This window comes from Acetoanaerobium pronyense (assembly GCF_017874355.1).
Classification (GTDB): domain Bacteria; phylum Bacillota; class Clostridia; order Peptostreptococcales; family Filifactoraceae; genus Acetoanaerobium; species Acetoanaerobium pronyense.
The window spans coordinates 40,354-50,573 of sequence record NZ_JAGGLI010000021.1 but is presented as its reverse complement, the minus strand read 5'-3'; the positions used below and the strand labels follow the sequence as shown (position 1 = coordinate 50,573).

The 10,220-nt window shown below is 30.1% G+C and carries 12 protein-coding genes; 7 read left to right on the top strand and 5 right to left on the bottom strand.

The annotated features are described in order from the left end of the window. The first annotated feature begins 15 nt into the window (after window positions 1–15). The 4 genes from J2Z35_RS14940 to J2Z35_RS09605 are packed head-to-tail and all read left to right on the top strand — an operon-like array spanning window position 16 to window position 1,489. The gene (locus tag J2Z35_RS14940; RefSeq protein WP_334300513.1) at window positions 16–174 is read left to right on the top strand and encodes an ATP-binding protein; all 159 of its coding nucleotides are present in this window, start codon (window positions 16–18) and stop codon (window positions 172–174) included. Between the two features lie 58 nt (window positions 175–232). Continuing rightward, on the top strand, window positions 233–928 hold the full coding sequence (locus J2Z35_RS09615) for a Fic family protein (RefSeq protein WP_209661186.1): 696 nt from the start codon (window positions 233–235) through the stop codon (window positions 926–928). 16 nt (window positions 929–944) lie between these two features. After that, window positions 945–1,115 (top strand): hypothetical protein, encoded by a 171-nt coding sequence (locus J2Z35_RS09610; protein ID WP_209661185.1) that lies wholly within the window; start codon window positions 945–947, stop codon window positions 1,113–1,115. After that, on the top strand, window positions 1,112–1,489 hold the full coding sequence (locus J2Z35_RS09605) for a type II toxin-antitoxin system death-on-curing family toxin (RefSeq protein WP_209661184.1): 378 nt from the start codon (window positions 1,112–1,114) through the stop codon (window positions 1,487–1,489). The genes J2Z35_RS09610 and J2Z35_RS09605 overlap by 4 nt, the downstream gene beginning before the upstream one ends. 270 nt (window positions 1,490–1,759) lie before the next feature. Here J2Z35_RS09605 and J2Z35_RS09600 read toward each other — a convergent pair whose 3' ends face one another. The 3 genes from J2Z35_RS09600 to J2Z35_RS09590 are packed head-to-tail and all read right to left on the bottom strand — an operon-like array spanning window position 1,760 to window position 6,666. Then, on the bottom strand, window positions 1,760–3,763 hold the full coding sequence (locus tag J2Z35_RS09600) for a methyl-accepting chemotaxis protein (RefSeq protein ID WP_209661183.1): 2,004 nt from the start codon (window positions 3,761–3,763) through the stop codon (window positions 1,760–1,762). A gap of 36 nt (window positions 3,764–3,799) precedes the next feature. After that, window positions 3,800–6,079: a bifunctional diguanylate cyclase/phosphodiesterase gene (locus J2Z35_RS09595; RefSeq protein WP_209661182.1), complete on the bottom strand. Its 2,280-nt coding sequence runs from the start codon at window positions 6,077–6,079 to the stop codon at window positions 3,800–3,802. Further along, on the bottom strand, window positions 6,079–6,666 hold the full coding sequence (locus tag J2Z35_RS09590) for a TetR/AcrR family transcriptional regulator (RefSeq protein ID WP_209661181.1): 588 nt from the start codon (window positions 6,664–6,666) through the stop codon (window positions 6,079–6,081). The genes J2Z35_RS09595 and J2Z35_RS09590 overlap by 1 nt, the downstream gene beginning before the upstream one ends. A gap of 541 nt (window positions 6,667–7,207) precedes the next feature. Between J2Z35_RS09590 and J2Z35_RS09585 the strand changes: the two genes are divergently transcribed. Further along, complete coding sequence (locus tag J2Z35_RS09585) at window positions 7,208–7,492, top strand: helix-turn-helix transcriptional regulator (RefSeq protein WP_209661180.1); 285 nt, start codon at window positions 7,208–7,210, stop codon at window positions 7,490–7,492. 45 nt (window positions 7,493–7,537) lie between these two features. Here J2Z35_RS09585 and J2Z35_RS09580 read toward each other — a convergent pair whose 3' ends face one another. Both J2Z35_RS09580 and J2Z35_RS09575 read right to left on the bottom strand, forming a co-directional pair. After that, complete coding sequence (locus tag J2Z35_RS09580; RefSeq protein ID WP_209661179.1) at window positions 7,538–7,999, bottom strand: ImmA/IrrE family metallo-endopeptidase; 462 nt, start codon at window positions 7,997–7,999, stop codon at window positions 7,538–7,540. A gap of 14 nt (window positions 8,000–8,013) precedes the next feature. Beyond that, the gene (locus J2Z35_RS09575; RefSeq protein WP_209661178.1) at window positions 8,014–8,472 is read right to left on the bottom strand and encodes a helix-turn-helix domain-containing protein; all 459 of its coding nucleotides are present in this window, start codon (window positions 8,470–8,472) and stop codon (window positions 8,014–8,016) included. Window positions 8,473–8,647: 175 nt separating this feature from the next. On the opposite strand from J2Z35_RS09575, the gene J2Z35_RS09570 reads away from it, so the two are divergent. Both J2Z35_RS09570 and J2Z35_RS09565 read left to right on the top strand, forming a co-directional pair. Beyond that, entirely contained in the window at window positions 8,648–9,199 is a 552-nt protein-coding gene (locus tag J2Z35_RS09570; protein ID WP_209661177.1) for a hypothetical protein, read from the top strand. 210 nt (window positions 9,200–9,409) lie between these two features. Continuing rightward, complete coding sequence (locus J2Z35_RS09565) at window positions 9,410–9,805, top strand: RNA polymerase sigma factor (RefSeq protein ID WP_209661176.1); 396 nt, start codon at window positions 9,410–9,412, stop codon at window positions 9,803–9,805. Window positions 9,806–10,220: the final 415 nt, after the last annotated feature.

Below are 10,220 nucleotides of genomic sequence, written 5' to 3'. Positions count from 1 at the left end.
CACGAGCAAGCCTCAATAATAATCACTTCTAATAAAGGGCTTGAAGATTGGTCAGAGCTGTTGGGCGATCCAGCCCTAACTACAGCAGTTTTAGATAGGTTAACATATAAATGTGAGCTCTTTAATATGACTGGAAAAAGCTATCGCTTAGAAAATAGAAAATCCCTATTTTAGGGAAAGTTATATTCCAAAAAATAGGGAAAATTATTTGCCGAAATTTATACAAAAATGCTTGCCGGTAACAATCCGACACCATGGAAAGGATTTTATTATGAAAGATTGCTTTAATTATACAAGGGAAGAAAGTATATCTTTAGCCGAAAAATTATATCCTAAACTTATATATAGCTTGGCAAAGATAGAAGGTGTAGAGGCTTCTTTACTTGACATTCAAAATATTTTAAATGAGAATAATATAAGCTCTGAAATAATAAATGAGCATGATTTAGAAGTTATAATAAATTTAAAAAATGCATGGAATTTTGTATTGGAAAATATAGATTTAAATCTAAATTTAGATTTTATTTCTCATATAAACTATTATGTATCAATGAATCATAGTCTTGAGTGGGGCAAACTTAGAAGTGGAGAAGTAGGAATTTCTGGTGTGAAGTTTAGACCTAAAGTTCCTATAGAAGATGAAGTTACAATCAATATTACGAAAATTTTAGATTCTGAATTATCTACAACTGAAAAAGCATTAAGATTGATGCTATGGGGATGCCGAAGTCAGTTATTTTGGGATGGAAATAAAAGAACCAGCATTTTGGCAGCAAATAAATTACTTTTATCTAAAGGAAAAGGCTTATTAATAGTTAATGATGAATATATAAATGATTTTAATGAAATTCTATCTGATTTTTATGAAACTAATAACTATTTTAAGGCTACAGAATTTTTACAGGACAAATGTCTAGTGGTTTTTTAGTAAAGAGAGGTTTTTAATGGATAAAAAAGATAATAATTTTCCCTGTAATAAGTTGAGTAATGATAACAATATTACATTAAATAATATCAATGAAGATATAGTGTATGCTGATGATTTAGAAGTAGAATTAATTTCAAAAAATATTTTATCGAAATATATAAAAGCTTTTGAGGAGTTAGCAAAATGAAAAAAATAACTCAGAGCCAAATAATAAAGATGCATAATCTATTAATAAATGAAACTGGTGGAAGCAAAGGATTAAGAGACTCCAAGCTTTTAGAATCAGCAATCAATTCACCATTTCAAACCTTTTATAACCAAGAACTTTATCCAGAAATAGAAACAAAAGCTGCAAAGCTAGGATATTATTTAGTGAAAAATCATCCATTTGTTGATGGTAATAAAAGAATAGGAGTATTGTTATTCCTAGTATATCTTGAGATTAATAATATAAAAATTAATGCAACAGATAATGAAATTATAGAGCTAGGATTAGGACTGGCTGATGGAAGTATTGATGATAATGATTTACTTAATTGGATAAAGAAACATAATTCTTAATAATTTAATATAAATAAATCAATATTTTAGATTCTAAATATAAAATTTTAGAATTTTTTTATATAAAGGTTATTCAAGAATATCCAAAAGTCCTATTTGCAAACAACGCTTACCAATACTCACCTAGAAAAACTAGGGTATAAAAGTATTAGTAAGCGCTATCAGTTAATACATTGGTTCCTAATGAATAGCCAAGTACAGAAAGATATAGCTTGGGGGAGAAATTGGTAGTTAAAATAATTATCTACATACTACTCGAATATTACTTGGTTAAAATGTAAATCTTCTTATCATATCCTGCAGACTTTGAGCCATTTCAGAAAGCTCTGAGCTGGCGTTTGCAATTTCTTGGGCTGCTGCTGTTTGCTCTTCTATTGCTGCGGAGGTTTCTTCAGTGGAAGCGGCATTTTCTTCAGAAACTGCTGAAAGCATCTCGATATTTGACATAATATTTTCTTTTTTAAGGTTCATATCATTTGCGGAACCTGATATTTCATTTACTATAAGCTCTGAATTTTTTATTGCAGAGGATATTCCTTCAAAGGTTTCTCTTGTTTTAACAACACTATCTTCCTGAAGTTTCACAATCTTTCCTGCTTCCTCCATTTTTTGAACAGCAACCTCAGCATCAACTTTTAGTTTTTCAACCATATCGTCTATTGTTGTGGTTGTATTTCTTGACTGTTCGGCAAGCTTTCTTATTTCATCTGCCACAACAGCAAAGCCTCTGCCATGTTCACCAGCTCTTGCAGCCTCGATAGATGCATTAAGGGCAAGAAGATTAGTCTGATCCGATATACTTGTTATAAGGGAGCTAGCCTCTCCTATTTTCTGGGAGCTTTCCCTTGTTTTTAGAATACTTTCAAACACTACTTTTGCAGCATTACTATTGTCTTTGGTTTTTTCTCCAAGATCAGTAACAACTTCTATTCCTGAATTTACAAGGTTTGAAATTTCATTAGAGGATTCAAGAAGTTCATTACTTTTAACCTTGTTGCTTTCAATGTCTTGTCCAAGGGAGTCAAGAGATGAAGAGGCTTCTGATATATTTCCTGCCTGCTCTGATGCGCCCTTTGCAATTTCATTAACAGCCTGGGCAACTTCTTCAGATGCGCTTGCAGATTGCTGTGATGTTGCTGTTAGTTCTTCTGATGTAGCAGAAACATTGCTTGATGTATCAGATACATTTATAAGAAGGTCTCTTACATTTTTAGACATTGATATAAGCTCAGTTGCCATAAGGCCAATTTCATCTTTCCTTTTTGTTAGATAGTTAGAAGATTTTGAATCTATCTCACTAAAATCAAGATTCGATTGACGTTTTACAATCTCAGTAAGACTTATTATTGGTTTTGCCAATGATTTTCCAAGGGCAAAAGCTATGAAAATAGATAAAGTAAGAAGCCCAAGTATTATATATATAAGTACTCTAGTAAGATTTAAAACTCCACTAAGAACCTCGCTTTGGTTTGCAGTAATAACTAAAAACCAGTTTGTCCCATCTATAGGCTCAAAAGCAGCATATAAAACTGCTCCATCAAAGGTATATGATGAAATGCCCTGCCTTTCAGATAGTATTTTATTAAATAAATCAGAAACAGGGGCAAATTTTGAATCTGTCTTTGCTACTTCAATAGGTTGAAATTGTTCCATTACAAGTTCACGATTTGGATGGGCAACAGTTACACCTTTATCGTTGATTACATAGGCGTAACCAGTTTCACCGTAGCCCATTTCATTTGTAATATCAGCAAGGGCATTACCATCTCTTCTAGCCAGTAAGACACCCAAAACCCTGCCATTTTCTTTTATGGGAACAGCGTACATAAGAACTGCACTATTTGTAACTCTACTTATCAAAACATCTGAAACTGTAGCTTCTCCAGATAATGCTCGTTTGATATAGTCCCTATCAGATAAATCAGCTATATTATCCTCAAGGATATATCTTGCCTGACCATTTAAATCAACGATTGCCATATCAAGGTATCCAAGTCTTTTTACATCATCTAGTAAGGATTCTCTTTGAATATCAAAATCCATAGTCTGGGTTCTATCTCTTTCAGCAATCTCATTAAGAATATCTAATCTATATTTAATAGCTAGTTCTATTTTTTCTGCTCCTAAATGTGTTACTTGGGACATACCGATTTCAGCTTCCCTAATCATATAGTTACGGCTCATAAATACAGATACACTACCAGTTATAAGAGCTATAGATATTACAAATATACCGATATAAACTGCAATCTTAAGTGCTAATCCCTTTTTCAAATAATTCACTCCTTTTTACATTAGTTTGTTTAACTTTTATTGATTAGTTTTTAAAATCAAAGCTGCATCTTCAGGATTAAGTGGCTTACTAAATAAATATCCTTGGATGTAGTCTGTAGAATGACTTAAAAGCTGGATGTATTCTTCTTCCGTTTCTACACCTTCTGCCACAACTTTAAGATTTAAACCATGAAACATTGAAATTAAACTTTTTATAACCTCTGTATCTTTACGGTCTAAAAACTTATCTTTAATAGATTTATCAAGTTTAATTTTATCTATAGGCATATAAGAAAGATAACTCAATGATGAATATCCTGTTCCAAAATCATCTAAAGATATACATATGCCTAATGATTTGATTTTATTTAGTTTTTTTAAGTTGTCATCCTTATCTTCTAAAAGCATATTCTCGGTTATTTCTAACTCTATAAGGGAAGGACAAATTTCATATTCTTCTAAAAGAAATTTAATAAAATCAAATAAGTTGTCATCTCTAATTTGCCTTGGAGAAATATTTATTGCCACAGGAATTAAATCAAAGTTTCTATCTTGCCAAAACTGTAATTGCTTAAAAACCTCTTGTAAAACCCATCTTCCTATAGGCACTATAAGGCCAGTTTCTTCTGCGATATCTATAAAAACACCAGGACTTAAACTAGAATCTTTTATACGAATAAGAGCTTCAAAAGAAGATGCTTTCTTAGAAACTGAATCATATATAGGTTGATAAAGAAGTTTAAATTGATCCTCTTCAATTGATTTTCTGAGGATGCTTATTACATTCATTTTTTCATCAATCTTATCAGTCATATCAATAGAGAAGTAGCAGTATCGATTCTTGCCAGCTCTTTTTGCTTCATACATTGCAATGTCTGATTTCATTACTAATTCATTTACAGTTGAACCATCTTGTGGATATCTTGATATTCCTATACTTGCAGTTATATAGTTATTTATATCATCTATAGCATTATATTTCTTAAAGTATTCTAAAAGCTTTGAAATAAAGAGATTTATAATATCTTCATTAACAGCATCTTCCATATGAACAATAAATTCATCTCCACCGATTCTATAAGCTTCCGAATTTTCAAGTAAGGCTTTTTTTATAAGTTCACCTATATGAATCAGGACTTTGTCTCCATAGATGTGTCCAATTGTGTCGTTTATATCCTTGAAGTTATCAATATCTATAAGCAATATAACTCCACTTAAATTATTTTTTAGTCTATACTCTAAATCTTGAGAGAATTTCATTCTATTTTTTAATCCTGTTAGAAAATCTTTTTCAGCTAAAAAAAGTATATGTTCTTCATTTGCCTTAATCTCCTCGTATTTAGCTTCCAGTTCTTGTTCACTTAAAAGCAACTTGTTCACTGTTGTTGTAAGAGCTTGATTTGAGTCTATAAGTTTTGTTTGAGTTTTTTGAAGTTTTAATTTGCTATATTTTAATTTAGAGTTGGTTTCAAAGAATTTGTAGGAAGTAAAAGCTAAGAAAAAAGATATGACCCAACCAGTTGAAAGTATTATATAAAATAGATTAGAATTTCCAGAAAACCCATTTTTAGATATTGCCCTTAAAAATACGGGAGTATCATAAATATTAAAATCAATCTCCACTTTATTTAAATCTAAATAACCATTCTGATCATTTGACCATACACAATACATATTTCCTGTAAGAGGATCTACAGAACTTAAGGATATAAAGTTTTCTAACCCTTTATCATAAACACCACTTGCACTTAATGTCTTTTCATAATCAAATACTATTGACAACTGCCCTACATAATCCCCATCTATATCTACAGGTATTCTAACTATTATTCCGTCACCACCTTCAACAAGATTAACAGGTGCAGCAAAAACTGTCCTTAGGTTATTTTTACCATACATTACTAAATCCTTTTGGGATTGTATTAGTGAAAGATCTTTACCTATTACCTCTTTGTATTGTTCGTAAGGGAAGATGTGGGTTACTGTAGTATCTGTTAAATAAAAAATTCTTTGAACTAGATCATCCCTAGACCTGTATACATCATATACAAATCTTTCATATTGATCTTGATCGAAATAACTATTGATTTTTATATAGGTCACTAATCCATATAGCTTAGATATTCTTGAAGTTATTGTATTTTCTATATTTGTTTGAGTAATTAAAAGCTCATCCTTTAAGTTTTGCTTTTTTTTCTCAACTTCCCTTTGAAATTCAACAAAGGCAGTAAAAAGAAAAAGAGAGAAAACTAAGATGAAAATTAATAAAGCTTTAAATATAGAACCTTTATTTATATATCTAGGAAATCTTATCATTAATTAGTCCTCTCTACACCATTCCAAAACAGATTCCATACGTTGTTGGCAAGTATATCAATGTCAAAAACACCCCTATAAAGCATAAATCCATCTAAAATACCGTGGATACAAGTCATAAAAGTTTGAGTAGCTGCAATAGAATTATTAAGAACCACTTCCGGATTGTTTTTTGATAATACTTTTTCGAACTCTCCAATTATATTTTTAGCAAATTCAATCTCTTTTTCTCTAATTAAATCTCTAGATTTTAGAAATAGTTCCTCTGATTCAATAAAAAGAATGAATCTCCAGAATCTTAATTTCTCTATGTCTTTGTAGTAATTTATGAATGAGAAAAAAATAGCTTTAAGCTTTTCTTCTGGAGACTCAATTTGTAAATTAGAAAACTCCTCTATTTTATCTTTAAAAAAGGTAGATACCTCCTCATCAATAACCTGATAAAAAAGATCATCCTTATTTTTAAAATGATTATATATAGATTGCTTTTTTATACCACAGCATTTTGATATTTCAGATAGAGAAGCATTATATCCTTTTTTTGAAAAATACTTAAAAGTGCAATTCATCAACCTTTGTTTAGTCATTTTTAATAACTCCTTTTTTAAACTGACTAGCGTAAGTTTATATAAATATTAACACCATAAATCAATTGTGTCTATTGATAAATTAACTAAAAGTGGGAACAATTTCATCCATGGGTATTCACTATTAAAAATTAAATTGGAAGTATTTACTAAGCTAGAAAAGAGCATACTTATGAAAAGAAACTTATTGAAAGTATGAATAGCAGAAAAATTGGAATTACTTGTGAAATATGTGGGAACAAAGAGTTTATTACTGCTGACATGGCCTAAGATACAGGATGGGATTATCCTCCTAAAATGGGGACTTTTGGAATTTTAGGTCCTCGTACTTGCGGAAACTGTTTAGTTGATGAGACCCTTTTCTGGAAAGTGTCTAGAATTGGCATAAGATCGATCGATGATAGTCGTCTTTGTTCTGGAGAGATAAAAACCTGGAAGAGAATAAAAAATGAACCGAAAAGTTTATTATGTGAGGATTAATAAAAATTAAATGCTTTATATAGTATTGCCGCTAAATGGATGCGGCTAGGAGGAATGAGTTATGAGGTATAGTAATTACACTATTGATATTCCATCAGGTGCGACAATAAGAGAGCAGATTGAAAATAGAGGAATGAAGCAAAAAGAGTTTGCTCTAAGAATGGGTTTATCAGAAAATCATATAAGTAGATTGATTAATGGACAAGTAGAGTTGACTCAAGATGTTGCATTGAGATTAGAATCTGTTTTAGGTATTCCAGTAAGCTTTTGGAATAACATGGAAGTTATTTACCTTGAAAAATTGAAATGTATTGAAGATAAAGATGATATGGATATAAAGAAATGAAATAAAAGTAAGAAGTTAATAGTTGATTTATGTTCAATTATTATTTTAACATTTTTTTATTTTCAATATATCTATTTTATTTTTAACAAGATGAATAGGGACACAAAGCTCAGAAGCTATATCTGAATAAGTATGGCCTGCTAAAACCAATTCTAAAAACTTAGGTTCATCAATCAAAAGCTCAGCAGCAAAAATATTAGCTTCACGTTCTGGTTTTGAAGACATGTCAAATAAGCCAAATTCTCTTATAGCAAAGTTTTTGGCAAAATGAAGATGAAGCCTATCATGGCCAAGTTCATGGGCGCAAATCACTGGCTTTAAATCTTCTGAAATGTTTTTATTTATAACTATATATTTCATTCTAGACTGATAGTAATAATACCCTTTTAAGTTGCCAAGGTCATGGTATATGATATCTATATTAAGGCCCTTGGCAATTTCAAAAGGATCTCTAGTTTTATACTTTCGTGTAAGTTTGTCTACCTCTTCAAGTATTCTACTTATCATAATATATTCCCTCTCTATTTTTTAGGTTCCCCAATTCCCTTTTTCCCATATTTTTTTCTAGATTTTGATTTTGCATCAAAATAAAGTTCAGTTATTGATTGAAAGAAAGCATCTTTATCCTCATCCGAAAGACTTCCACCAGAAAATATAGCTGCTGTTTTTTCTAGTAAATTTTCTGCCTCTTTTTTCCCCTTATAACCAAAGTTTTCTTTAGCAGTAGATATAAACTCATCTTTATATTCAATTTTAATATTTTGTTTATTAGAATCTATTTCTGTATCATCTAATAGATAATCTATAGACACATCAAAAATATCTGCAAATCCATTGATTATTTTCTGACCTTTTGGAAATCTAGTTCCGTTTTCATAGTTACAAATAGTTTTCTGAGTAACACCAATTTTTTCAGCTAGTTCAGATTGTGAAAATCCTCTTTTCTTTCTTAATTCCTTTATTTTTTCTCCAAAGTTCATTTTGAATTCCTCCAGTTAAGTATATTTTAACACAAAAACGAACATATGTTCTTTTTGATATTGACTAAATTATTAAAACGATATATACTTTAAAATAGAACGAAAGTACTTAAATATATTTTAATATTAGAACAGAGGTTATGTCAATGCTATAAGCAGAAAGGAGTGCATAATTATGGACCTGTTTTTTAATGAAATTAATAATAGAAAGCAAAAGCAATTGCAGATAATGAAAAATAATGAAATTAATCCAAAGCATTACCACAATACAAAACTTTTACTAAAGCTATATAACAAAGTTCTTTGGAGGATTAACAATAATTTTCAAATCATAGAGGATGAGTGCAGTTATACTACTGGAAAAAAGATGGATGAATTAGTAGATAATTTATTAGATGCAGAAATGTTTGTATCTGAAGCAAGACTAGAAAGTAGACTTCAATCAATAAAAGATAGTAGAGAGATTATAAAGTTAATAGATAAAGCTCTGATTATGCTAAAATCATATCCTGATAATGAAGAAAGGTATTACTGGATAATATATAAGGCATATATAACACCTGAAAAATGCAATGAAAATGATATTATTGATTTCCTACGTTGCTCTAGAGCGACTTATTTTAGAGAAAAGAAAAAAGCTATAACTATATTTAGCACTATTCTTTGGGGATACCTAATCCCAGAACTATTAGATGAAAATAATGATATAGGCTTGATACATTCATGATACTAAATAGATACTTTATTGGTACTGACATAAAATTTTAATAATGATAGCATTGATACAATAGGATTAATATGCATTAAATGAGCCCCTGAAACTCGTGAAGTTTCAGGGGTTTTTTTATGCCTAAAATCCAATTTAATAACCATATTTTAAAGAAGGAGTCGCACATTTCGTGTGGCTCCTTTTTTCGTTTAGAAAGGGGTGTTTCAAATGTCAAAAGAAAAGAAAAGCTTAGAAATGGTTCATGAGTTTTTAAAAGAGCAGGAGAAAAAAGACAAAAATCAAGACAGGAGATATTACAGACATAATATTTCACTAGAGTATTTAGAGAAAAAATTTGTTCCTTTAAAAGTAGAAAACTATAAATGCGATTCTGATGTAGAAAAAGAAGCAGAGGCATTATTGGCATTTATAGATGCTATTAGTAATGAACACCTAATAAAAGCCTTAAAAAAGCTAACTAAATCAGATTTGGAAATAATAGAACTCAAATATAGGTTTGGTCTATCTATTAATGAAATTGCAATAAAGCTCAGCCTTAATAATGAATCAACTAAAAAAAGACATCAAAGAGCACTTGCCAAATTAAGAAAAGATTTAAAATAAAAATTTTTAATTTTTTTGTCCCTTTTTATCCTTTCTCAAGGCTATATAGTGAGGGCATTTTTCTAAGCCCTCCTATGTTCCTTGAAAAAAGAATACTAAGTACTTTAAGTACATTACTGTGCATAGGGACAAACCCTTAAGCAACATGAAGGAAACGCCAAGAAACTCAAATAATAATGAAAAATTATATTTTGGGCTGAGCGATAAATTTCTGTTCAAAACGAATTTGATAAATTCGATTGCCATAACCTGCGCAGGAAAATAATGATACTTCTGCTTAGTCCTAACTCATCGTATGGAGAGCAGCTCGCATAATGTGGGAGAGGCGAAGAGCCTATGATACTTACTAATCATAAGTAGCTTAAAGTATTTATATTAATAAAAATTAAATCACAATAATTATTTTAGATAGACT